Source organism: Bacillus sp. JUb11 (assembly GCF_024807925.1).
Lineage (GTDB): Bacteria > Bacillota > Bacilli > Bacillales > Bacillaceae > Bacillus > Bacillus altitudinis.
Genome location: NZ_JANUEZ010000006.1, coordinates 235,349 through 257,480, shown reverse-complemented (window position 1 = coordinate 257,480; position 22,132 = coordinate 235,349). Strand labels below are relative to the sequence as shown.

Below are 22,132 nucleotides of genomic sequence, written 5' to 3'. Positions count from 1 at the left end.
ATAAAAAGCGATTTTCTAAAAGAAGCATGTTACGATAGGAAAAAGTGAATCCTAGGAGGCTATGAGATGTCAATTTATGATATTCAGGTCAAGACCATTAACGGTCAGGAAAAATCAATGGCAGATTACAAAGGGAAAGTACTGATCATCGTGAACACAGCGAGCAAATGTGGACTGACCCCTCAATTTAAACAATTACAAGAGTTATACGATCAATATCATGAAAAGGGCCTTGAAATTTTAGGATTTCCGTGCAATCAATTTATGAATCAAGAGCCAGAAGGGGAAGAAGCAATTCAAGAATTCTGTTCGTTAAACTATGGTGTGACCTTCCCGATGTTTGCAAAAGTAGATGTCAATGGTGACAATGCGCATCCGCTTTTCAAATACTTAACGAGTCATGCGAAAGGTGTGCTTGGTACAAAAACGGTGAAATGGAATTTCACAAAATTTATCGTTGACCAAAACGGAGAAGTGACTGAACGATTCTCTCCTAAAACACCACCAAAAGAATTAGAAAGCTCCATTATCGCTCTTTTGGAGAAATAAGCATGTATTCGAGTAAGCAGCAAGAACAATTGGAGGCAGCTGCCTCCTTTGTTTCAAAACAGCTAAAGAATGAACCGACTGGACACGATGAAGCTCATATCAATCGTGTTCGCCAGCTTGCCGTCCATATTGCACAACAGGAGGGCGGGTCGCTTTTTGTCATTGAAATGGCAGCGATTGTCCATGATGTAATTGATGACAAGCTGTCTAGTGAATGGAAGCTTTCACCGCATGATCTCAAGCAGCAGCTCCTTTTGTGGGAAGTGGACACGCGAGATATTCGCTATATCATGGATATCATTACAACGATGTCTTTTCGTCACCGGCATATGCAACATAAGCCAGTGACATTAGAAGGGGCCATTGTTCAAGATGCAGATCGACTGGATGCAATAGGTGCAACCGGAATTGCAAGGGTGTTTACATATGCAGGTGCAAAAGGGGAGCCTCACTATACAGAGGGTGCTCATCAAGGCACAGTACTTTTGCATATGCAAGAAAAGCTGCTTCAATTAAAAGACTTGATGAACACACGTGCTGGAAAGCAGCTGGCTCATGATCGACATGAGTTTATGTGTCTATTTATTAAGACATGGAAAGAAGAATGCGGCCTTACAGATGAGTAGGGTCTTTATGTGTGTAAGGAGGATGTATAGATGAAAATAACTGCCATAGAACCAACGCCAAGCCCGAATACAATGAAAGTCATTTTGACAGAAGCGCTTGCAGGCGGTAAAAGCAATAACTACAAAAAAGATCAAAAAGACGAAGCGCCAGAGATGATTAAGCGCATTTTAACCATTGAAGGTGTAAAAGGTGTTTACCATGTAGCCGATTTCTTAGCGGTTGAGCGTAATGCGAAATTTGACTGGCAAGGTATTTTACAGCAAGTCAGAGAAGCCTTTGGACAAGAAACAGAAGGGCTTCAGGGAGAATCGCAGTCAGGTGATGACACATTTGGAGAAGTCAAAGTGTTTGTTCAAATGTTTAATGGGATTCCGATGCAGGTGAAGCTGACAGACGGTGAAAGAGAAGAACGATTTGGAATGCCTGAACGTTTCCAGGCAGCGATTTTAAAGCTAAGAAGCAGTTCAGATAATGTTGTATTTGAACGTGTGTGGAAAGAACATGGCGTACGTTTTGGAGAATTTGCTGATATCGGTCAAGAAGTCACAGAAGAGCTGCAAGCTGCATATGACGACGAGCGTTTATCCCGTTTAACAGAGGCAGTGAAGGAAGGTCAAGAGGCTGTAGATAAACAAGTGAACCGAAAAGCATATGATGTGACAGAAGAGATGCTGCGCGATGAAGATTGGAAGAAACGTTTTGCTCATTTAGAGCAAATGCAGCCAGAGAAAAAAGATATACCTGTTTTAATGAAAGCGATGGAGGATCCAAAAACATCGATTCGCAGACAAGCTGTTGTGAATGCTGGCATGATTGAAGATCCAGCCATTTTGCCTATTTTGTATAAAGGGCTTGAAGATAAAACAGTGACGGTTAGAAGAACTGCTGGAGATTGTATTTCGGATCTTGGTGATCCTAGTGCGATTGAAGCGATGATCCAAGCCTTAAAGGACCCAAGTAAGCTTGTCCGCTGGCGTGCGGCCATGTTCCTTTATGAAGAAGGTGACGAAACAGCACTAGAAGCTTTAAAAGAAGCGGAGCAGGACCCTGAATTTGAAGTGAGTCTTCAAGTGAAAATGGCCATCGAACGAATTGAGCACGGAGAAGAAGCAAAAGGCTCTGTGTGGAAGCAAATGACAGAAAGTAGAAAAAATGCATCAGAATCATAAGAAAGACGAGCGGGCTGCCAATAAAAGGCAACTTGTTTTCTGAAAATGGCTTTTTTATTGGCAGAAAAATTTTTTTAGAAAAATTATTTTGAATATTGTTGAAATATGAGAAAAAACTCTATATAGTAGTACCAATATAGAATATTGGAGGTCAGATTTTATGACACAATCCTTGCTGAGCACTTGCTTCAGCAGAGAAATCAGTCACTATCTATTATAGGTGGCTAAATAAACAGAAAATTTGTAAAATAAAATGAACTCAAAATCATACAGTCAACAAGACTAGTAGTATAGGAGGCTTTTTAAACAGATGGCAGAACTTCGCAGTAATATGATTAAACAAGGAATTGACAGAGCACCTCACCGAAGCTTACTAAGAGCAGCTGGGGTAAAAGATGAGGATTTTGGCAAACCGTTTATTGCCGTATGTAATTCCTATATTGATATTGTCCCAGGGCATGTCCATCTTCAGGAATTCGGGAAAATTGTGAAAGAAGCCATTCGTGAAGCTGGCGGTGTTCCATTTGAATTCAATACAATTGGGGTAGATGATGGTATTGCGATGGGGCATATTGGGATGAGATATTCATTGCCAAGCCGTGAAATCATTGCTGATTCAGTAGAGACCGTGGTGTCGGCGCACTGGTTTGATGGCATGGTTTGTATTCCGAACTGTGATAAAATCACGCCAGGTATGATGATGGCTGCCATGCGTGTGAATATCCCAACGGTATTTGTCAGTGGTGGACCGATGGAAGCTGGGAGAACAAGTGATGGCAGAAAAATTTCTCTTTCTTCTGTCTTTGAAGGCGTAGGCGCATACCAATCAGGGAAAATTAATGAAGAGGAATTAAACGAATTAGAGCAATTTGGCTGTCCTACATGCGGATCTTGCTCTGGTATGTTTACAGCAAACTCAATGAACTGTTTAGCAGAGGCGCTAGGGATTGCTCTTCCTGGAAATGGAACCATTTTGGCGACTTCACCAGAACGAAGAGAATTTGCGAAGAAGTCAGCAAAACAATTGATGGAGCTAATCAAAAAAGACATTAAACCACGTGATATTGTCACCGAAAAAGCGATTGATAACGCATTTGCTTTAGATATGGCACTTGGTGGTTCAACAAATACAGTTCTTCATACATTGGCGATTGCAAATGAAGCAGGTGTTGAATATTCACTTGAGCGTATCAATGAAGTCGCAGAACGAGTGCCTCATTTATCGAAACTTGCTCCTGCTTCAGATGTTTATATTGAAGATTTACATGAAGCTGGCGGAGTGACCGCTGCACTAAATGAATTGTCCAAAAAAGAGGGGGCTCTTCATTTAGATACCATGACCGTCACAGCGAAAACGTTAGGCGAGAACATCGCGGGGCATGAGGTAAAAGATTATAACGTCATTTATCCAATTGACAAGCCATTTACTGAAAAGGGCGGTTTAGCCGTTTTATTTGGAAACCTTGCGCCAGATGGAGCGATCATTAAAACAGGCGGTGTACAAGACGGCATTACGCGTCATGAAGGACCTGCGATCGTATTTGAATCCCAAGAGGAAGCACTTGAAGGAATCATTAATCGAAAAGTAGAAGCAGGACATGTTGTCATTATTCGTTATGAAGGACCTAAAGGCGGTCCAGGCATGCCTGAAATGCTTGCACCAACTTCACAAATTGTTGGAATGGGACTTGGTCCAAAGGTTGCTTTAATTACAGACGGACGATTCTCCGGTGCTTCTCGCGGATTGTCTATTGGACACGTCTCTCCAGAGGCAGCAGAAGGTGGCCCGCTTGCCTTTGTTGAAAATGGTGATCATGTCGTTGTCGATATCGAAAAACGCATTTTAAGCGTAGATGTCCCGGAAGAAGAATGGGAAAAAAGAAAAGCAAACTGGAAAGGCTTTGAGCCAAAAGTAAAAACAGGTTACCTTGCCAGATACTCAAAACTTGTGACATCAGCCAATACAGGCGGAATCATGAAAATTTAATGTGAAATTGAACATTTGAAAATTGGCTCTCTCTATAGTATCCTTTATTCACAACATAAGGATTATAGAGGGGGCTTTTTTATGTCAATGGCATATGAAGAATATATGCGTCAGCTCGTCGTACCAATGCGCCAAGAACTGACAAGTGCAGGGTTTCAAGAATTGACGACTGAAGAAGAAGTAGAAAAAACGATGCAGGAAGCAGAAGGAACAACATTTGTTGTCGTCAATTCCGTATGCGGATGTGCTGCCGGTTTAGCACGCCCTGCTGCTACTCAAGCTGTCATGAAAGCAGAAAAAGCACCAGATCGAATGGTGACGGTCTTTGCTGGTCAGGACCGGGAAGCAACGGCTAAAATGAGAGAATACTTCACAGGTGAGGAGCCATCTTCTCCATCTATGGCACTTTTAAAAGGAAATGAACTCGTTCACTTTATCCCGCGTGACGAAATTGAAGGTCATGAAATGGAAGATATTATGAAGAACGTCTTATCTGCATTTGAAAAACATTGCTAATACAAATGTTGAAATGTCCTGTGATCCATCAGGGCATTTTTTCTTGATTATGATGGAGGAACGACATGCTCATTACAACAAGCTTTAGAGCAAATGAACAAACAATTGAAACGGCAAAGGCCCTCGCAAAGGACTTGCATGGTGAGTATATCGAGCGGCGCAAACAATCTGTCAAACAGCTTGCGATCAAGCGGGGGCATGTACTGGTTGTTGGGAAAGAACGATTTGAATGGTATCAGCCAAATGGTGAAAAGTTCTTTTTCCATCCAAGCTCAGCGATGTTTAGGGTGAAGCGGGTTCTGCGAGGGGAAAAAGATCCATTAATAGAAGCAGCACAATTAAAGCCGGGCGATTCCTTTTTAGATTGTACGCTTGGCTTAGGATCTGATGCGATTACCGCAAGCTGCGCTACAGGAGCCAATGGAAAAGTGGCCGGTATTGAAAAAAATCCAATGACGGCATTGCTTGTTCGAGAAGGACTCAGCACATGGGAAACGGGTGTGAAAGAGGCAGACGAAGCGATGAAACGGATATCTGTCATCAGCGGGGATAGTATTGAGCAGTTAAAGAAGCTCCCTGATCGATCCTATGATATCGTCTATTTTGACCCAATGTTTGAAGAAACCATACAAGAGTCTGCTAGTATGATGCCGCTTCGTCATGCAGCTGAGCATCATTTTGACCATGAAACCGCTGTGAAAGAAGCAATGAGAGTGGCTAGAAAAAGAGTGGTTTTAAAAGATCATTGGAAAAGCACACGATTTACCACTGATTCCTATCAATTTCAGGTGATGAAACGTAAAACCGCCCAATTCCATTACGGATATATCTCAATAGAAGAAGACAAATCAACAAAACTTTAATCACTCTTAACAATTAAAAAAGCCCTATTTCAGGGCTTTTAATCGGTGATCTCCATATAGACAAAATAAAATAACGTCAGCAAGGAAGCTGTGATGAAAAACCCTTCAAGCATATCCATTCCTCCCAAATTTTAGTCGTCGTTACTGTCATTGTAAACGTTTTATCATGAAAAAGAAAGTCTCAACTCAATGACCAAATTGAATGACTGAAAATTCATTATATGCTAGAATAGCAGTATGATAACTTATGGAAGGAATTAGATATCATGAAAATGTGGATGAGAAAAACGCTTGTTGTACTCTTTACGATTGCGACTTTTGGTTTAATCTCTCCTCCATCAGCTTTGATGACAGACAAGCCATCTGAACTTTCTTCATCTGATAAATCACCTTATACAGCAGTTTATGATACATCAGATGATACGCGCAGCTGGGAATTTTCGCAAGAAGACAACAAAGAGCGGGTAGACCCCTTTGAGCAATATAAGCAAGAGGTTCTATCAAGTGCAGAAAACCAATCCTTTCTCAAATTTGGTCGTAAAATCACACCTGTCATTGAGGACGAGTATAGAGAAGAGATTCAACCAAAAATTGAACAAGTGTTAACCGACTTTTTAACAAATTTCAAAGATGACGAAAAATTTCAAGATGTTGTTTTAACTGATCAGCCTTCAAGCGGAAATGGGGAAAAAATCTTCCACATTTATAATAGAAAGACTGGAGAAGATTTGCTTCGTTTTCATGTCAGGAGAGATCAGCCGCCTCACAGCGGATATTGGTTTAACTTTCACTACCATACAGCAGAAGATGGATTCCAGACGCATCATGAACTCGGTAATATTTACTGGGATAAAAACACCCCGCCGAGCTGGATGAGCCACTAGAAGGAGATGTCATGCCAATTGAAAAAGTATACAATGAACGAAATGGTTCGCATTACAAAACAGATGTTAAACGAGCGTGGAGTGAAAATAGAAGATATTGCACACATTGTGCTGAAACTCCAAGAGAAATACAACCCAAATCTTCCACTTAGTGTCTGCATTGAAAATGTTGAAAAAGTGCTGAATAAAAGGGAAATTGTCCACGCAGTTTTGACAGGACTTGCTCTTGATCAGCTGGCAGAAAAAAAACTTTTGCCAGAACCTTTGCAGCATTTAGTTGAAACAGATGAACCGCTATATGGAATTGATGAGATTATTCCGCTCTCCATTGTCAATGTATATGGATCAATCGGTTTGACCAACTTCGGTTATCTAGACAAAGAGAAATTTGGTATCATTAGAGAATTAGATGAAGGTCGTCCTGGTGAAGTACACACCTTCCTCGATGACCTTGTCGCTGCGCTTGCGGCTGCAGCAGCAAGTCGCATAGCTCACTCACACCAAGATATTAAGGACGAAGAGCAGGATCGAGTGAATCAAGCATAAAAAGAAAAACATGTCTGCTCATCTTGCAGACATGTTTTTTGGTTTCAACAAAAGCAGAAATAAGGTAAACTACAACAAGAACATAAATAAAGGATGAAAAAAATGAAACAATACAAAGAGTTATGCCGTCATGTATTACAGCACGGGGATGAAAAAGGTGACAGAACAGGAACAGGCACTATCAGCACGTTCGGTTACCAAATGAGATTTGATTTACAGGAAGGGTTTCCTTTATTAACAACAAAGAAATTACACCTGAAATCAATCATTCATGAGTTACTGTGGTTTTTAAAAGGTGATACAAATGTCAAATATCTTCAAGAAAATGGTGTCCGTATTTGGAATGAATGGGCAGATGAAAATGGAGAGCTAGGGCGTGTGTATGGTGCGCAGTGGAGATCATGGGCGAGTGGAGACGGAGAGACAGTAGATCAGATCAGCAAGCTGATCCATGATATAGAGAATCATCCTAATTCGAGAAGATTGATTGTCAGTGCGTGGAATCCAGGAGAAATTGATCAGATGGCGCTGCCTCCTTGTCATTGCTTGTTTCAATTTTATGTATCAAACGGTAAATTATCGTGCCAGCTCTATCAACGTTCGGCAGATATCTTTTTAGGTGTGCCTTTCAATATTGCTTCGTATGCACTTCTAACGATGATGATTGCCAAAGTGACAAACCTTGAGCCAGGAGAGTTTATTCATACGCTAGGAGATGCTCATATTTATCAAAATCATCTTCCGCAGGTCAAAATGCAGTTAGAGCGTGAGGAGCGCACACTTCCGCAGCTTCGCATCACTAGAGATGTCAAAAGTATTTTTGATTTTACGTTTGATGATTTTGTGCTCGAGAACTATGATCCACATCCGCATATTAAAGGAGAAGTCAGTGTATGATTTCCATGATAGTGGCGACAGGAAAAGACAGAGTCATTGGCAAAGATAATCAAATGCCTTGGCATTTACCCGCTGATTTAGCGTATTTTAAAAAAGTCACAAGTGGCCATACCATTGTCATGGGCAGAAAAACGTTTGAATCAATTGGACGAGCACTGCCTAACCGCCGGAATATCGTGTTAACCACAAGTTCTTCTTTTCAAGCTGAAGGATGCGAGGTAGTTCATTCAATCGATGATATTTTAACCATTGCGAAGACCGAGGAAGAATTATTGATCATTGGCGGGTCTAAGCTGTATGAGGAAATGATGCCATACGCAGATCGTCTATATATCACGCACATCCATCATTCATTTGAAGGCGACCGTTTCTTCCCTTATTACGATGAAGAGAATTGGACGGTTGTATCACGTGAAAAAGGCCATCGTGACGAAAAGAACCCCTACAATTATGAATTTGTCGTCTATGACAGAAAAGAAGGATAAGTGAGTAGGAGGAGTACGGTTGTTTCGTTATTGGTTTTTAACGATTTATGTTGTTGTATCCTTTTTTAAAAGTATAAGGCATTTGTATGATCATGAATTAACGGATCCACGCATTTCCTATACGAAACGAATGCATCTCATCCATGAGCATGCAAAAAGGTTTGCCAGAGGGTGTATTGATCAATCAGGATCGGTCATGACCATTCATCAGCAAAAAAAGCTGCCAGATGGTCCTGTTATTTATGTCACAGAAGCACATCATCCAGTGACGACGACATTGCTGATTGGTCACTTAGAGAAGCCATTTGCTTTTATGGCAAAACCGCATCTGTTTCGCTATCCCATCTTAAAACAATGGTTGAAGAAGATGGCGGTGATCAAGCAGAATCAATCTGATGAGGCGTTATTAGAAGAAGCAAGAGAAAGAGTTCTATCTGGCCAGAGTCTGTTGCTTTCTGAACAGTATCGTGTCATGGCAGAAACGCTTGCTGAAGAATGTAACTGCTCACTTGTTCCGGTTGAAACAAGCGGCACAGACCGTCTTTTAACAGGGAAGATCGTCAAAAGACTTCGTCCAGTTAATGTCGATATCCATATAAAAGCACCGGTCAAGATGAGTGATTACGCACAAAAGCGCGCATAGAAAAAACCAGCATCCGAATGTAGATGCTGGTTTTTTGATCATGCTGGGATGTTGACGCAATAAAATAGAATGCAGAAGAACATGGATGCACTTCCGCCGAGAACAAAGCTGTGCCAAATCGCATGATGATAGGGAATTTTCCGCCAAATATAAAAGATCGTTCCGACTGAATACAAAATACCGCCTAATAGTAAGAGGCTGAATCCAGCTCCTGTTAATTGAACGTACAGAGGTTTAATTGCGATGATAATCATCCAGCCCATTAATAAATAAACAAGGGTGGATACAATGATAAACCGTTTGACGAAAAAGATTTTAAAAACGATACCGCCTGCAGCAAGCGCCCATACGATTGCAAGAAGAGTATAGCCAAGTGCGCCTTTTAATGGGCCAAGCAAAAATGGCGTATATGTACCAGCAATCAATACATAAATCGCAGAGTGGTCAAGGATTTCAAATACATCTTTTGTTTTTTTGTGCCGAATACTATGAAGCAAAGTAGAGCTTAAATAAAGCAGCAGCATCGACGCGCCAAATATCGAAAAGCTAATAATGTCAGTGACAGTGCCGTATTGAACAGCGAATAAAACGAGAAAAACAATGGCGGGAATGGATAAAATGACGCCAATGCCATGTGTAATTGCGTTGGCAATTTCTTCTTTTACAGTAAACAATGGATGTCCTCCTTTATTGAACCGGTATATAACCATCAAGCGACTTCAGAAATGAGAGACCTTCAAGTGTAATCTTCGTTCCAGCTCTGCCTTTCCCTTTCGTCACATAGGCTTTTTTCTCAAGATCATCTAATCGACTCCTGACTTGCTGAGGGGTCAGTGGGATGTCGCCTTGTTTGCTTAACTCAGACAAGATACGTCTGCTGGCTGCTTCTCCTTTTTCATTTAGAGACTTAATGGCTTCGAGTAAGAAAACAAATTCTTGTTTCTCCATAAGCGTGAGCTGGTGTTCTTCTTTTTTTCCTTTACCAGCTGTTTGTTGAGGTAATAATACAAAAGGTGGCAAGTGATGCAAGAAAACTGTTTGCCCTTCGAGAATCGCGGCTGCATAATGAACGATATTTTTGAGCTCCTGGACATTCCCTTCAAACGAATATTGCTGTAAGACTTCCCACACACTTGAGTCGATATCAGGCGTCATGTTCAGTTCTTGAAAGAAAGCAGCGGTTAAAATAGGAATATCTGTTTTTCGATCTTCTAAAGGCGGGAGAGGGATATGAAGCACATTGAGCCGATAAAACAGCTCAGGTAAAAAACTGGACGAAACGCTCATCGCCTCTAATGATAAAGACGAAGAAGCAATAATTTTTGTTGCAGGAGAAACTTCGAGAAAACGAATGACCTGATGCTGCATAGGAATACTAAATGCGCTGACTTCGTCTAAATAAAGCACATGATTTGCCGCATGAGTAAATGCTTCCTGCAAAGTCACTTCATCTACAATGGGGCAATAGATATATTTCATCGAAGCCTGCGCAGCAAATGAATGGGCCATTTCTTGTGCAAAGCGTGATTTGCCTGTTCCAATTTCACCTGTGATCAACACAGGCTGATCGTTTTTCGTGAATTGTTTTGCCAAATGAATGGCGTGTTTTATATCTTGGTGTTCTCCATATATATTAGCAAACGGATGTGTGGTCATCGAGCGATTCCTTTCTTTTGGTTCTAATTGGTTTTATTATAACACCCAATTAGAACAAATGTATAGAAAAACGAAAAAGTTCATGAAATTTATCTCCGATCCATGATCTATTGGTTTATTTTTTGAATATTCATGTTATAATGACAAATTAAATAAGGTTAAAGAGAAAGGATCTTGTACATGAAACCGTTGCTCAAAGAAAACACGCTAATTCAAGTGAAAGACATCTTAAAAGCCCATCAAAATTTGAAGGATGTAGTGATTCATACACCACTTCAAAAAAATGAGCGACTTTCTGAACGATATGAATGTAATGTCTACTTAAAAAGAGAGGACCTGCAAGTTGTTCGTTCTTTTAAATTAAGAGGCGCTTTTAATAAAATGAGCCAGTTGCCAAAAGAAAAACTAGAAAATGGCATTGTTTGTGCCAGTGCAGGAAATCACGCACAAGGTGTTGCCTATTCTTGCAAATATTTAGGTATCCACGGGAAAATCTTTATGCCTGCTACCACACCAAGGCAAAAAGTATCGCAAGTGGAGCTTTTCGGAAAAGAATATGTTGACATTATCTTAACCGGAGATACCTTTGATGATTCGTATCATGAAGCAGTCAAATGCGGAGATAAGGAAAAGCGGGAATTTATCCATCCATTTGATGATTTAGATGTCATGGCAGGACAAGGAACAACTGCTGTAGAAATATTAAATGATATCGAAGTGGAGCCTCACTTTTTATTTGCAAGTGTTGGGGGCGGAGGTTTGTTATCTGGCGTTGGCACGTATATTAAAAATATCGCACCAGAAACAGAAATTATTGCAGTCGAGCCGCTTGGTGCCGCCTCACTTCATGCTTCCCACGAGAAAGGGGAGGTTGTCACACTTGATTCAATAGATAAGTTTGTAGACGGAGCAGCGGTTCAGCGGATTGGCGAAAAGACGTTTACATCGCTTCAGTCTGTTGTCGATAAGATTAGTCTTGTACCAGAAGGAAAAGTATGTACAACCATTTTAGAGCTGTATAATCAATGTGCAATTGTAGCTGAGCCAGCGGGTGCGTTACCGATCGCGGCTTTAGATGCACATCGTGAGGAGATTAAAGGGAAAAATGTCGTTTGTATTGTCAGCGGAGGTAATAATGACATTGGCCGAATGCAAGAAATCAAAGAACGCTCCATGATTTATGAAGGACTCCAGCATTATTTCATCGTTAATTTTCCGCAAAGAGCAGGTGCTCTCAGGGAATTTTTAGATGAAGTGTTAGGGCCAAATGATGATATCTCACGCTTTGAATATACGAAAAAGAATAACCGAAGCAAAGGACCTGCGCTTGTTGGGATCGAATTGAAAGAAAGAGATGACTATGCAGCGCTGATTGACCGAATGAATAAAAAAGGCTTCCACTATGTTGAAGTGAATAAAGATCAAGATTTATTCCACCTATTTATTTAGGCTTAACAGATAATTGGAAAAGAGGATTGATCGTTTGTGCTGCTCAAAACAATATGTTTTAGACGGATGGATGGAGCTCAGATCAAGGTAACAGAAGTCCCTGTTTTAAAGGGAGATGAATCCTATGGTTTCATGCTCACCTTTAGACTTGAAGCTTTCTTGAAAAAAGTCTATGTATCTAAGGGAAAGAGGCATGTGTACTCTTTCAGGGAGGATGTGAAACGTAACGTCAAGTGGAGCACATATGAACAGATCTACCAAGAGCCTACACTAAAACACAATGCGTAAATTGGAATCTTTGCCAAAGAGAGTGAGCGGCCATTTTCAAATGGCGGCTACTCATCTTGGCAAGGATTTTTTACATGAAAAGAAGAAAATGTGACAATTTCAAAAACGTTCTGACAGTTGTTTTCAAGTATGCACGAAATAAGGTAATATCATATGTAAAGACTAAGACAGCAAGGATGAGACGATAGTGAAACAAATTAAAATTGTAACAGATTCAACTGTGGACCTTCCGCAAGAAAAAATCAATGATCTTTCCATTCATGTCATTCCGCTCAATATCTCCATTTCTGGGGTTGATTATATTGACCGAGTGAACATACAGCCAGATGAATTTATTGAAAAAATGGAGGCCGCTGCTGAACTGCCGAAAACGTCTCAACCTGCCATCGGTCAATTCGTCGAATTATATGAAAAACTGACGGCAGATGGAAGCGAAGTCATTAGTATCCATTTAACTGGTGGGATGAGTGGTACGGTTCAAACTGCTGAAAGCGCTTCTAAAATGGTAGACGGACATATCACTGTCATCGATTCGAATTTTATTTCCTATGGTTTAGGGTTTCAAGTCACCAAAGCAGCAGAGCTTGCAAAAAAAGGGGCAAGCCGTGATGACATCCTCAAAGAAATGGACAAAATTCGTCTTAAAACAAAGCTATTTGTCACAATCGATACATTAGAAAATCTCGTGAAAGGTGGACGAATTGGAAGAGGAAAGGCGCTGATCGGTTCACTTCTTCATATTAAACCAATTGCCAGCTTAACAGACGGCATATACACACCAGAAGCGAATGTGAGAAGTTACTCCGCTCTTGTCCGCTATTTGACAAAACAGTATGTACAGGCGGTGAAAGGGAAAACCGTTCAGGCCATTGGGATTGCACATGCAGACGCATTAGAACTTGCAGAAAAGCTTAAAGCAGCACTGCTTGATCACACACCTGATGCACTAGTTGACATCGCTTATACAACACCGATTATTTCCTGTCATACTGGTAAGGGCGCTATAGGCTTTACTTTTTATACCGATTGATTGAAAAGGGGATGTAATTGTCATGTATACAAAAAGGGGAGCCTTATTTGGTGCGCTTACGATCATAAGCGTGCTTCTTTTAGTCTCATGTTCAAATGGACAAATCAAGGATGCATTAAATTATCAAATCCAGCCGTTTGAGTATCAAAACCAGGATGGTCAAAAGGTGTCGCTCGACGATTTAAAGGGGAAAGTCTGGGTGGCAGATTTTATTTTCACAAGCTGTGAAACGATTTGCCCGCCGATGACCGCACATATGACAGAGCTACAAAAACGGTTAAAAGAAGAAAAATTGGATGCGCACATCATTTCATTTAGCGTCGACCCAGAGGTGGATTCACCGAAAAAGCTAAAGGAATTTGCAAAAGCATATCCATTATCCTTTAAAAATTGGGATTTTCTCACTGGTTACTCGCAGTCAGCGATTGAAAAATTTGCAATGAAAAGCTTTAAGACGATTGTGAAAAAACCTGAAGACGAAGACCAAGTGATACACCAATCTCTGTTTTTCCTCGTTGATCAAGAAGGAAAAGTGATGAAAAACTATGATGGTGTTCAAAATACGCCATATGATGAAATCATCAAGGACATCAAAACACTGAATCGAAGCTAGTATAAGGATGTTCAAATGAGCGAAAACATGATACACTTTTTTAATCAGAAAAAGGAGGGACATCATCGTTTGAAGGCTCGTTTGATTTTGATTGTGATGTCTCTAGCTTTTGTTCTTTCTGCATGTTCCGCGCAAGAGGCTGGCATAAAGGATAAACTAGAAGACACACAAAACGTAAAAGAACATATTACGATCGCAGCGGTTGGAGATTCCTTAACAGAAGGAATCGGAGATCAAAATAAAAAAGGGTATGCCGGCATCACCCGTGACAAGATAGAAGCGGTGGACGGTGTACAGTCTGTTACATTAAAAAACTATGCCATTAAAGGCAGTAGAACGGTAGATTTATTAAAAAGATTAAAAGAAAAAAAAGTGCAGGATGGACTGAAAGACGCTGATTATATTTTCTTTACGATCGGCGGAAATGACTTAATGCATGTCGTCCGTCAAAATGTGCTCAACTTGACATTTGCTCCTTTTCAAAAAGAGCAAGGTCCTTTTGAAGAGCGTTTTAAGACCATTCTTGCTCAATTAAGAGAGCATAATGACCATGCAAAGATCATGTATGTCAGTATGTACAATCCTTTTAAGTTCAGCTTGTCTGAGCTGAGAGACATTGATGAGGTCGTCAAAGACTGGAATGCTGTTGCCGAAAAAGAACTAAAAAAAGACGGCAATGCTGATATGATCGATGTAGCAGATTTATTTGAAGATGATAAAGATGAAAAATTACTGGCAGATGATGATTTCCACCCAAACCAAAAGGGGTACTCTCTTATGGCAAATCGTTTATTCTCAGAAGTGAAAAAAGAAGGACTGCCGAAGGAATAGGGTGAAAAGATGAAAAAATGGAAGAGTTTATTTTTTATTTTACTGTCACTTAATCTATTGATTGTTCTTGTATGCGGTATTTTTATGCTGCTGCCGAGCGATCAATCCGCTTCGAAAAAAGAAGTGAACAGCGAGTATGCTTTTAACATTTCTAGTTCAAAAGAGTCGCTTACCAGCTTTGTCAATGATTATTTGAAAAACCAAGGATCAAGCGATATGCCCGACTTTCATGTTGCGATTGACCAAGATGTGAAAGTAACAGGTGCAATCAAAGCTTTTTCTTCAACGATTAATGCAAATGTATCATTTACACCATCTGTTGAAGATAATGGGGATGTTCTACTGAAAGTAGATGACTTTTCAATTGGACAATTAAGCATCCCAATCAGTTTTGTTTTAAGCTACATGGGTCAATTCTATGAACTGCCTGATTTCGTTCATGTGAAACCAGACCAAAAAACGGTGGAAGTGCGCCTTTCAGAAATGCCGCTGACGAATGATATGTATGTCAAAGCGAACAAAATTGATCTTGAGAATGATGAAATTGAATTCTCATATTATCATCCAAAGCAATAGAACGTGTAAGTCAGGAGTGAAACTATGAAGCGAGTCTATCAATATTTTAGTTTACTGTCGCTCTTATTTGCTGCATACTTTGGCATGACAGCTGCCTCTCATTTAAAAGCAGAAAATATCGACCAGTTTTACTTAAATATCGCCTATTGTGCATTATTTTTAGGTACCATGATTCTTGCTTTTGATTTTCAAAAACAAGAAAAAGCTGAAGATGTCTCGTAAATAGCCTTTTCCATTTGGAAAGGCTATTTGTCTTCTTTTCAGCGGAATAGAAAACCTTTGCATTCTAGGAAGGACGAGTACCGGCGCATAGTGAATGTGACATTCGTGAGCACCGGCACGCAGGACTGACACCGAATGCGAGGCTTTGTCTACACGCTGAGAGCCTTTTCCATTTGGAAAGGCTCTTTTTACATTTGGTGAGACAAGACGACTTTTGCCATTAGCTCTGGCTCTCCGTTTGCAAATCCATGAAGTAAAATAAGATAGGCCCGCTTTGTTTGCAGGTGAACTTTCGGAATATCAAGCAGTACACTTTGAGTACCGGCAGCTTTTAATTCAAAGTGATACTTATTCGGAGAGAAGTGGTGGGTTTGGGTGCCGTTCACATATCCGAGTTCCTTTGATAACATGCCTTGATCTCGTTCATATATATCAATGAAAGGGAGGTCTGGTGACAGCTGGATAAACGTGAGTGCTGATAGCTCTTCTTGCTTAATCAGCGAGTCTTGCTTTTCTGTGAGCAGCGCAAAGCCGGTACGAGCTCCTGTGATACATAGCGTGTAAGTCTCGTTTCCATTAATCATCATACGAGAAGAAAGAATTCTTTCTTTTGTAGCCAGCTTGAATACTTCTATCTCATAAACACCCTCATCCCATTCCATATAAGCAGACAGCTGACCGTATGGCAGCTTTTTTTGGATTGGCTGCTGATTTACAAATACAGCAAGCTCACTTAAATCCGGTGCAGCGTGAAATAATCGAATAACAGCTTTGGAAATGGTGTTTCTCGGATGGTATGGGGGAAAGGTAGCTAATGGACGATATAGAAATTGATTCATCTCGTAGAGCTGCTGCACGTCTTTATCCCTTCTTTCTCTGCAATGTGTTTTTTGTAGCGTATGCAAGAAAGGGACGATCTGTATAGGCAAAAGAAACATAGAAAAAAGCCTGACAAAAAGTGTCAGGCTCTCGTATTAAGAAGGAGATGAATATTGATGATATTCAGCCAACTTAATGAACGTTTTTTCATCCTCGATTAATCCGCAAACGCCGCACTGGACTTTGATTTTCGGTCCTTGATAGTCCATGTGAAAAGGAGAAAGCTGATCTCCTTCATATGTTTCGACAATAGCTCCAGTTGCTGGATCAAGTTTCACAGGTTCTGAATGCTGCTCGATGAGATTAAAACGCGTTCTGTTGGTTTTGCAGTTCGGACAAAGATATGGACTTGTCATGGTTCATTCCACCTTTTTATCCGTAGCATGTCCTCCACGCTAAAATCTATGCTTAATCCTTTTGACTTTTATCCAGCTTTTTAAATAATTTGATCATCGTTTTCAGTTCTTCATCATCAAATGATTCAAATCGTTCCATGAAGTATTCTGTTTTCTTTTTCTCAAAATGCTCAGTAATTTCCTTACCCTTATCGGTTAAGTGGATTTTGATGATGCGTCGATCCTCTTTTGAACGGATACGAGTGATCCAGCCTTTTTCTACAAGCGTGTCGGTTACAGCTGTAATATGGCTTGCTGATACACCGAGAATTGAGGCGAATTCCGTTACTTTTTTTGCGCCTTGTTCACGCAGCAGATTTAAAATGAGAAATTCATTCCGAGATAATTCGTTTTCAAGCAAGCTGTTAATTTCATAACGTATTTGCTTAAATACGGTTCTCAGTAAAGTATCCATTTCATACATCATTTGTTTTCTTTGTTCCAATCATTAAACCCCCATTATATTTTAAGATACGACAGAATGCTTTCATTTGTTTTTAGGTATACAAGTCGTATCATTTTCATTATTTTTTATCATGTTATAATATGATGATACCATTTTTTAAATGAAGGGGGCACTAATATGTCTGAAAAACAAGAATTAGCCACATTTGCTGGAGGCTGTTTCTGGTGTATGGTTAAACCTTTTGATGAACAGCCAGGCATTATCAAAGTTGAATCAGGGTATACTGGCGGACATACAGTGAATCCAACCTATGAAGAAGTATGTACAAATACGACAGGCCATAGAGAAGCCGTTCAAATTACCTTTGATCCAGACGTTTTTCCGTATGAGAAGCTATTAGAACTATATTGGCAGCAAATAGACCCAACAGATGATGGAGGACAATTTGGTGATAGAGGAGAGTCCTACCGTACAGGGATTTATGTCCACAATGAAAAACAAAGGCAACTTGCAGAAACATCAAAAGAGCAGCTGAGCCAAAGCGGAATTTTCCAAAAGCCAATCGTGACAGAAATTTTAGAAGCTGGTCCTTTTTATCCTGCTGAGGAATATCATCAGCATTATTATAAAAAGAACAAAATGCACTACGAACGATACCATGTCGGTTCGGGCAGAGCAGGTTTTATTCAATCTCATTGGAGTGATAAATAATGGCTAACGAAAAAGAGCAGCGCATCAAAGAATTAAACCGAATGCAGTACGAAGTGACGCAAAATAATGGCACTGAGCCGCCATTTCAAAATGAATTTTGGGATCATAAGGAAGAGGGCATTTATGTAGATATCATTTCAGGCAAGCCATTGTTTTCTTCTTTAGATAAATTTGATGCCCATTGCGGCTGGCCAAGTTTTACAAAGCCGATTGAAGATCAAGAGGTAGAAGAGAAAGTAGATACGAGCCATGGCATGGTGCGGACTGAAGTTCGCAGTAAGACGGCCGACTCTCACCTTGGTCATGTATTCCCTGACGGCCCAGGGCCAAACGGTCTAAGGTATTGTATTAATTCTGCCGCTTTAAAGTTTATCCCGAAGGATGATCTTGAAAAAGAAGGCTATGGTCATTTGAAACACATCTTTCAATAATTGATTTTAAAAATCGTCACATGGAAGTCAGCTGCTTCCGTGTGACGATTTTTTTATTTTTTATGGTGGGTATGATGTAATTGTTCAATGATGTGAAACAGTTTCTCTTTTGTAATGAGCGGTGCTTCGTTTGATGTGTAATGGGTCAAATGAACTTTTTGAAAATGAGGGTGAAGATGTGGTCTTGGTAAAATGGCATAAAATTGTTCATGTTCAAACAGTGCATCTGCCTCGTGAGGGAATGTGAGCTCCTCGTGAAGTTTTTCTCCAGGTCTTTTTCCGACAACGAGAATATCAGGAGAAGGAACATTGATCAGACCGGCATATTCATGAAATGCTTTCAATAGATCAGCCAGCTGTAATGACTCCATCTTGAGGATGAATGTTTCGCCGCCTTTCATCATGATAGCTGCTTCAAGCGTGAGAGATACAGCTTCTTCGATAGACATAAAAAAGCGTGTCATCTTAGGATCAGTTACAGTTAGAGGTTGTTCATTTAACAACTGTTGAAGCATGATGGGGATGACGGAACCCCTTGATCCAAGCACATTGCCAAACCGGACAGAGCAAAACCTCGTTTTCTGATTTGAAATACTTTCATTCGCTTGAAAAAACAATTTTTCTGAAATTAATTTTGTAGCTCCCATGGCATTTGTCGGAGAAACCGCTTTGTCGGTTGAAATGTTGACAACATGACTAACTTCATGTTCAAGTGCTGCTTCAATGACATGCTGTCCGCCGATGATGTTGGTTTGGACAGCTTCAAACGGATTATCTTCGCAGGTGGGTACTTGTTTGAGTGCAGCTGCATGGAAGATGATATCTACCCCTTTGGCAAGCTGCCTGACGCGGCTGGCATCCCTCACATCTCCAAGTGCAAATACAACCTCTGGATTTGCCGCATATTCATTTTTCATCATGTATTGTTTACTGTCATCTTTACTGAAGACAATGACCTTTTTAGGAGAGCAGGCTGTTAATTTTTTCACAATCTGCCGGCCAATCGAACCCGTACCGCCTGTGACCAAGATGATTTTGTCACGAAAAAAGGTCTTCAAACTCGTTTCTATTTGTTTGGACATATCTAATCCCCCAACTCTCATTTCTCTACTTTGCATCATATGTGAAAGAGTGGAAGACGTTTGAGGAAAAGAACCACTTCATGCATAAATTAGGTGAACCAATTATAACCATCTGCTTGACGACTTAATAGAATATGTAGAGATAGAAGATTAAGTAGAATAGCGAGGCACCTGAAGAACTTCAGTACGGTGATCAGTTCAGCTCTCAGAATTTATTCTCTGATACTGAGCTGCGCGAGGGGAGAAGATCATACATGTATAGGGGAAATCGTATTTTAGCTATGATACCAGCTTTTAGCAGCAAGCAGGAACATCATGCTGAACACATTCGCGTATTGGCGGAGCGGCCGCTGATCTATTGGACCATTCAGCCATTATTACAAATGATTGAATTAGATGAAGTCATCGTATCTTCAGAGGATGTGAATACTCAAATCATTTCGTCCCACTATGGAGCAAATGTGATTGAACTGCCAAGCACACATGTGACGGAACAAACACCTTCTTTAGTAGCTGTGAAGCATGCACTTGCTTATTTAGAACGAGAGGGAAAGACGTTTGATATTGTTTTGTATTTGCATCCAGCATCACCACTAAGGCAGACGGCAGATATTGAGAACTGCTTGCAGCTTCTAGTAGAGGGGGGATATGATTGTGCGGCTTCTTTTACAGAGGCGTTAGAAAATCCAAATGAAACTTGGACACTTCATGACACCAATGAAGCCAGCCTGTATAAGGACAATCATTATTTTTTTGTACCAACTCAGGAGCACCCTTATACGTATGGACGTTTAAATGGAGCTGTCTATGCGTTTCATGTTCCATATGCAAAAGAATGCATTCATTCCTTTTTAGAAGGATCTGTTGGTGCATATATGATGGATCATGCGCAATCGCTTGTTGTGAAAAGTGAGGAAGATCGGAAAAAGGCAGAGAAGAATTTATTGGCTCGGCAAGATGCAGAAGGAACGGCATAAGATGATGGCAATTAGAAAAAGCGCCCGGTCATAGGGCGCTTTTGACTATTTCATAAAGTCTGTAAGGCAGCGTATCAAATGTGTTCCAGCGAACGACTTGCTCGTAATTGTTCTCTGCAACCGATTGTCTTTGTTGAGGGTTTGTTACATAGTGCTCGACCTGCTTAATCAAATCGTTTTCATGTGTGTAAAAAGCGAAGCTTGAAAATGCCTGTGACGGTTGTAGATCTGTCAACTGAAAGCCTCCGCTTGCAGCGATATCAAATGCTCTGTTGTTGAGGCTCATATTTTGAACATTGGCTTTGTTTTGATTATAGGCAAATTGCGCGGGCCTGTGCGGATTCAGAACAATGGCTGATGTTTGATAGATGTCTGCCATCTGCTCGGGACTCAGCCAGTGGGTCATCAGTGAGAGATCACGATATCGTCTGCGTGATTTATTCAACACGCGATGCCACTCTTTTCCTGCTACGAGAATGCGCCATTTGTTTTGATGTAAGAGTGTATTGATGGCTTTGATGCGGTTTGGATAAGGGTAGCCAATGAGTGCAATGTCATAGATGCACGACTCATGTGGTGATTTTTTTTTCTGAAATACGTGTGTATTGGTTGGAATGGGAAAGTAGTGCGTGTGATCAGCGCCCAGTTGTTTGTAAAATGACAAAGCACCTTCGTCAATCGTTAAGATCAGCTGTGCATCACTTACACATGCAGCTGACACATCTATATAAAAAGGGTCTTCTGTCATCCACAGTACAACGGGGATCTTTTCTTGTTTGAATTGATGAAGCAGTTCTGTTGGAATATGATCACCGATCATCATGAAAACAAAATCCGGAGAAAATGTCCGGATTTTGTGCATATGAGCGGGTAGAGTTTCCCTTTCCACCTTGACGCATGAAAAGGGGGAATCAATGAAGCTATCTTCTATCCATTGATCGAACATCCGATAGATTCCACCGTAGCCAGAGCTGATATAAAGAAGCTTCATGATGGCCCTCTCACATTAAGATGTGAACGTAACACTTTCTACTTTATCTACATCTAATAGAGTCGTTGCAGAGCCCGTAGGTGTCACAGAGCTTTCTTGTGTGACGAAAACAACACCTGTTGAAGCATCGAATGATACGAATTGAACGGGTCCGATTAAGTCACCTGAGTCCATGACAATGCTAATGACTGTTCCAGGTGCAAGTCTTGCGAAAATCCATCTTGCTGGTTGAGATACGTCGAGTGTTGTAGCAGAATCTGAAGGTGATGCTTCAGCAGCTACCTCACTAAATAAATCGTTCAATTTTTCTTCCACTTGAACTCCTCCTTCTTCGAGATTAACTGTTAACGCATGACTAAGCGGTTTGAAAAACAGCTTTAATAGCTCTTTTTTTAATTCGGCACGCTTTTCGCTCATGTTTTCCCCATC

Annotated in this window: 29 protein-coding genes; 21 read left to right on the top strand and 8 right to left on the bottom strand. The window is 40.6% G+C overall.

Annotated features, from left to right (window positions below):
• The first annotated feature begins 66 nt into the window (after positions 1-66).
• The 11 genes from M2369_RS13355 (at position 67) to M2369_RS13305 (ending at position 9,166) form a co-directional block, all read left to right on the top strand.
• A complete protein-coding gene (locus M2369_RS13355; RefSeq protein WP_007500827.1) occupies positions 67-549 on the top strand; it encodes a glutathione peroxidase in 483 nt (160 codons plus the stop codon).
• Between the two features lie 2 nt (positions 550-551).
• Positions 552-1,175 (top strand): HD domain-containing protein, encoded by a 624-nt coding sequence (locus M2369_RS13350; RefSeq protein ID WP_259254561.1) that lies wholly within the window; start codon positions 552-554, stop codon positions 1,173-1,175.
• A 30-nt stretch (positions 1,176-1,205) separates the two neighbouring features.
• Positions 1,206-2,345 carry a conserved virulence factor C family protein gene (locus tag M2369_RS13345; protein WP_017367471.1) on the top strand — a complete coding sequence of 380 codons (1,140 nt, stop codon included), beginning with the start codon at positions 1,206-1,208 and terminating at the stop codon, positions 2,343-2,345.
• 310 nt (positions 2,346-2,655) lie between these two features.
• Complete coding sequence (gene ilvD, locus M2369_RS13340) at positions 2,656-4,332, top strand: dihydroxy-acid dehydratase (protein ID WP_007500822.1); 1,677 nt, start codon at positions 2,656-2,658, stop codon at positions 4,330-4,332.
• An 81-nt stretch (positions 4,333-4,413) separates the two neighbouring features.
• On the top strand, positions 4,414-4,848 hold the full coding sequence (locus M2369_RS13335; RefSeq protein ID WP_008346384.1) for a BrxA/BrxB family bacilliredoxin: 435 nt from the start codon (positions 4,414-4,416) through the stop codon (positions 4,846-4,848).
• A gap of 65 nt (positions 4,849-4,913) precedes the next feature.
• Positions 4,914-5,711, top strand: a complete 798-nt coding sequence (locus M2369_RS13330; protein ID WP_259254555.1) for a class I SAM-dependent methyltransferase — start codon at positions 4,914-4,916, stop codon at positions 5,709-5,711.
• A gap of 266 nt (positions 5,712-5,977) precedes the next feature.
• Entirely contained in the window at positions 5,978-6,595 is a 618-nt protein-coding gene (locus M2369_RS13325) for a YpjP family protein (RefSeq protein WP_039165603.1), read from the top strand.
• Positions 6,596-6,613: 18 nt separating this feature from the next.
• A complete protein-coding gene (locus tag M2369_RS13320; protein WP_008346387.1) occupies positions 6,614-7,141 on the top strand; it encodes a phosphatidylglycerophosphatase A family protein in 528 nt (175 codons plus the stop codon).
• Between the two features lie 102 nt (positions 7,142-7,243).
• Positions 7,244-8,038, top strand: a complete 795-nt coding sequence (locus tag M2369_RS13315) for a thymidylate synthase (protein WP_017367468.1) — start codon at positions 7,244-7,246, stop codon at positions 8,036-8,038.
• A complete protein-coding gene (folA, locus tag M2369_RS13310; protein WP_024718553.1) occupies positions 8,035-8,523 on the top strand; it encodes a type 3 dihydrofolate reductase in 489 nt (162 codons plus the stop codon). The genes M2369_RS13315 and folA overlap by 4 nt, the downstream gene beginning before the upstream one ends.
• 19 nt (positions 8,524-8,542) lie before the next feature.
• Positions 8,543-9,166: a lysophospholipid acyltransferase family protein gene (locus M2369_RS13305; RefSeq protein ID WP_035703293.1), complete on the top strand. Its 624-nt coding sequence runs from the start codon at positions 8,543-8,545 to the stop codon at positions 9,164-9,166.
• A 38-nt stretch (positions 9,167-9,204) separates the two neighbouring features.
• Here M2369_RS13305 and trhA read toward each other — a convergent pair whose 3' ends face one another.
• Entirely contained in the window at positions 9,205-9,840 is a 636-nt protein-coding gene (trhA, locus tag M2369_RS13300) for a PAQR family membrane homeostasis protein TrhA (protein WP_039165595.1), read from the bottom strand.
• Between the two features lie 13 nt (positions 9,841-9,853).
• The gene (locus tag M2369_RS13295; RefSeq protein ID WP_259254543.1) at positions 9,854-10,822 is read right to left on the bottom strand and encodes a sigma 54-interacting transcriptional regulator; all 969 of its coding nucleotides are present in this window, start codon (positions 10,820-10,822) and stop codon (positions 9,854-9,856) included.
• Positions 10,823-11,002: 180 nt separating this feature from the next.
• On the opposite strand from M2369_RS13295, the gene ilvA reads away from it, so the two are divergent.
• The 7 genes from ilvA to ypmT all read left to right on the top strand — a co-directional run bounded on the left by ilvA (position 11,003) and on the right by ypmT (position 15,831).
• A complete protein-coding gene (gene ilvA / locus M2369_RS13290; protein ID WP_045035067.1) occupies positions 11,003-12,271 on the top strand; it encodes a threonine ammonia-lyase IlvA in 1,269 nt (422 codons plus the stop codon).
• A 36-nt stretch (positions 12,272-12,307) separates the two neighbouring features.
• Positions 12,308-12,559: a YpmP family protein gene (locus M2369_RS13285; protein WP_008346400.1), complete on the top strand. Its 252-nt coding sequence runs from the start codon at positions 12,308-12,310 to the stop codon at positions 12,557-12,559.
• Positions 12,560-12,746: 187 nt separating this feature from the next.
• Entirely contained in the window at positions 12,747-13,589 is an 843-nt protein-coding gene (locus M2369_RS13280; protein WP_259254538.1) for a DegV family protein, read from the top strand.
• A gap of 22 nt (positions 13,590-13,611) precedes the next feature.
• Positions 13,612-14,202 carry a cytochrome c oxidase assembly protein gene (locus tag M2369_RS13275; protein ID WP_007500791.1) on the top strand — a complete coding sequence of 197 codons (591 nt, stop codon included), beginning with the start codon at positions 13,612-13,614 and terminating at the stop codon, positions 14,200-14,202.
• Positions 14,203-14,271: 69 nt separating this feature from the next.
• On the top strand, positions 14,272-15,033 hold the full coding sequence (locus tag M2369_RS13270) for an SGNH/GDSL hydrolase family protein (protein WP_234925057.1): 762 nt from the start codon (positions 14,272-14,274) through the stop codon (positions 15,031-15,033).
• 9 nt (positions 15,034-15,042) lie between these two features.
• The gene (locus M2369_RS13265; RefSeq protein ID WP_259254537.1) at positions 15,043-15,609 is read left to right on the top strand and encodes a YpmS family protein; all 567 of its coding nucleotides are present in this window, start codon (positions 15,043-15,045) and stop codon (positions 15,607-15,609) included.
• A gap of 24 nt (positions 15,610-15,633) precedes the next feature.
• Positions 15,634-15,831, top strand: coding sequence for a protein YpmT (gene ypmT, locus M2369_RS13260; protein WP_008346409.1), 198 nt, complete (start codon positions 15,634-15,636; stop codon positions 15,829-15,831).
• A 188-nt stretch (positions 15,832-16,019) separates the two neighbouring features.
• Here the strand turns inward: ypmT and M2369_RS13255 are convergent, their stop codons facing one another.
• The 3 genes from M2369_RS13255 to M2369_RS13245 all read right to left on the bottom strand — a co-directional run bounded on the left by M2369_RS13255 (position 16,020) and on the right by M2369_RS13245 (position 17,550).
• Positions 16,020-16,688 (bottom strand): DUF4397 domain-containing protein, encoded by a 669-nt coding sequence (locus tag M2369_RS13255; protein WP_024718557.1) that lies wholly within the window; start codon positions 16,686-16,688, stop codon positions 16,020-16,022.
• A 117-nt stretch (positions 16,689-16,805) separates the two neighbouring features.
• Positions 16,806-17,066, bottom strand: coding sequence for a hypothetical protein (locus M2369_RS13250; protein ID WP_024718558.1), 261 nt, complete (start codon positions 17,064-17,066; stop codon positions 16,806-16,808).
• A gap of 52 nt (positions 17,067-17,118) precedes the next feature.
• Complete coding sequence (locus tag M2369_RS13245) at positions 17,119-17,550, bottom strand: MarR family transcriptional regulator (protein WP_007500780.1); 432 nt, start codon at positions 17,548-17,550, stop codon at positions 17,119-17,121.
• 138 nt (positions 17,551-17,688) lie between these two features.
• Between M2369_RS13245 and msrA the strand changes: the two genes are divergently transcribed.
• Together msrA and msrB are read left to right on the top strand one after the other, a co-directional pair.
• The gene (msrA, locus tag M2369_RS13240; RefSeq protein ID WP_017367464.1) at positions 17,689-18,222 is read left to right on the top strand and encodes a peptide-methionine (S)-S-oxide reductase MsrA; all 534 of its coding nucleotides are present in this window, start codon (positions 17,689-17,691) and stop codon (positions 18,220-18,222) included.
• Positions 18,222-18,653 carry a peptide-methionine (R)-S-oxide reductase MsrB gene (gene msrB / locus M2369_RS13235; protein WP_007500777.1) on the top strand — a complete coding sequence of 144 codons (432 nt, stop codon included), beginning with the start codon at positions 18,222-18,224 and terminating at the stop codon, positions 18,651-18,653. The genes msrA and msrB overlap by 1 nt, the downstream gene beginning before the upstream one ends.
• Positions 18,654-18,706: 53 nt before the next feature.
• Here msrB and M2369_RS13230 read toward each other — a convergent pair whose 3' ends face one another.
• The gene (locus tag M2369_RS13230; RefSeq protein WP_072368232.1) at positions 18,707-19,735 is read right to left on the bottom strand and encodes an SDR family NAD(P)-dependent oxidoreductase; all 1,029 of its coding nucleotides are present in this window, start codon (positions 19,733-19,735) and stop codon (positions 18,707-18,709) included.
• A gap of 254 nt (positions 19,736-19,989) precedes the next feature.
• On the opposite strand from M2369_RS13230, the gene M2369_RS13225 reads away from it, so the two are divergent.
• Positions 19,990-20,712 carry an acylneuraminate cytidylyltransferase family protein gene (locus M2369_RS13225; protein WP_259254533.1) on the top strand — a complete coding sequence of 241 codons (723 nt, stop codon included), beginning with the start codon at positions 19,990-19,992 and terminating at the stop codon, positions 20,710-20,712.
• 28 nt (positions 20,713-20,740) lie between these two features.
• Here M2369_RS13225 and M2369_RS13220 read toward each other — a convergent pair whose 3' ends face one another.
• Both M2369_RS13220 and M2369_RS13215 read right to left on the bottom strand, forming a co-directional pair.
• The gene (locus M2369_RS13220) at positions 20,741-21,535 is read right to left on the bottom strand and encodes a CgeB family protein (protein ID WP_259254532.1); all 795 of its coding nucleotides are present in this window, start codon (positions 21,533-21,535) and stop codon (positions 20,741-20,743) included.
• A 183-nt stretch (positions 21,536-21,718) separates the two neighbouring features.
• A complete protein-coding gene (locus M2369_RS13215) occupies positions 21,719-22,120 on the bottom strand; it encodes a hypothetical protein (protein ID WP_007500770.1) in 402 nt (133 codons plus the stop codon).
• Positions 22,121-22,132 lie beyond the last annotated feature (12 nt).

What these genes read in the sequence shown, in the direction of transcription:
- msrB (WP_007500777.1), top strand. Translation starts at nt 18,222, where the DNA reads ATGGCTAACGAAAAAGAGCAGCGCATCAAAGAATTAAACCGAATGCAG.
- M2369_RS13220 (WP_259254532.1), bottom strand. Translation starts at nt 21,535, where the DNA reads ATGATGATCGGTGATCATATTCCAACAGAACTGCTTCATCAATTCAAA.
- M2369_RS13330 (WP_259254555.1), top strand. Translation starts at nt 4,914, where the DNA reads ATGCTCATTACAACAAGCTTTAGAGCAAATGAACAAACAATTGAAACG.
- M2369_RS13295 (WP_259254543.1), bottom strand. Translation starts at nt 10,822, where the DNA reads ATGACCACACATCCGTTTGCTAATATATATGGAGAACACCAAGATATA.
- M2369_RS13230 (WP_072368232.1), bottom strand. Translation starts at nt 19,735, where the DNA reads ATGTCCAAACAAATAGAAACGAGTTTGAAGACCTTTTTTCGTGACAAA.
- M2369_RS13315 (WP_017367468.1), top strand. Translation starts at nt 7,244, where the DNA reads ATGAAACAATACAAAGAGTTATGCCGTCATGTATTACAGCACGGGGAT.
- M2369_RS13275 (WP_007500791.1), top strand. Translation starts at nt 13,612, where the DNA reads ATGTATACAAAAAGGGGAGCCTTATTTGGTGCGCTTACGATCATAAGC.
- M2369_RS13355 (WP_007500827.1), top strand. Translation starts at nt 67, where the DNA reads ATGTCAATTTATGATATTCAGGTCAAGACCATTAACGGTCAGGAAAAA.
- msrA (WP_017367464.1), top strand. Translation starts at nt 17,689, where the DNA reads ATGTCTGAAAAACAAGAATTAGCCACATTTGCTGGAGGCTGTTTCTGG.
- M2369_RS13225 (WP_259254533.1), top strand. Translation starts at nt 19,990, where the DNA reads ATGTATAGGGGAAATCGTATTTTAGCTATGATACCAGCTTTTAGCAGC.
- folA (WP_024718553.1), top strand. Translation starts at nt 8,035, where the DNA reads ATGATTTCCATGATAGTGGCGACAGGAAAAGACAGAGTCATTGGCAAA.
- M2369_RS13265 (WP_259254537.1), top strand. Translation starts at nt 15,043, where the DNA reads ATGAAAAAATGGAAGAGTTTATTTTTTATTTTACTGTCACTTAATCTA.
- ilvD (WP_007500822.1), top strand. Translation starts at nt 2,656, where the DNA reads ATGGCAGAACTTCGCAGTAATATGATTAAACAAGGAATTGACAGAGCA.
- M2369_RS13325 (WP_039165603.1), top strand. Translation starts at nt 5,978, where the DNA reads ATGAAAATGTGGATGAGAAAAACGCTTGTTGTACTCTTTACGATTGCG.
- M2369_RS13345 (WP_017367471.1), top strand. Translation starts at nt 1,206, where the DNA reads ATGAAAATAACTGCCATAGAACCAACGCCAAGCCCGAATACAATGAAA.
- M2369_RS13335 (WP_008346384.1), top strand. Translation starts at nt 4,414, where the DNA reads ATGTCAATGGCATATGAAGAATATATGCGTCAGCTCGTCGTACCAATG.
- M2369_RS13250 (WP_024718558.1), bottom strand. Translation starts at nt 17,066, where the DNA reads ATGACAAGTCCATATCTTTGTCCGAACTGCAAAACCAACAGAACGCGT.
- M2369_RS13215 (WP_007500770.1), bottom strand. Translation starts at nt 22,120, where the DNA reads ATGAGCGAAAAGCGTGCCGAATTAAAAAAAGAGCTATTAAAGCTGTTT.
- ilvA (WP_045035067.1), top strand. Translation starts at nt 11,003, where the DNA reads ATGAAACCGTTGCTCAAAGAAAACACGCTAATTCAAGTGAAAGACATC.
- ypmT (WP_008346409.1), top strand. Translation starts at nt 15,634, where the DNA reads ATGAAGCGAGTCTATCAATATTTTAGTTTACTGTCGCTCTTATTTGCT.
- M2369_RS13350 (WP_259254561.1), top strand. Translation starts at nt 552, where the DNA reads ATGTATTCGAGTAAGCAGCAAGAACAATTGGAGGCAGCTGCCTCCTTT.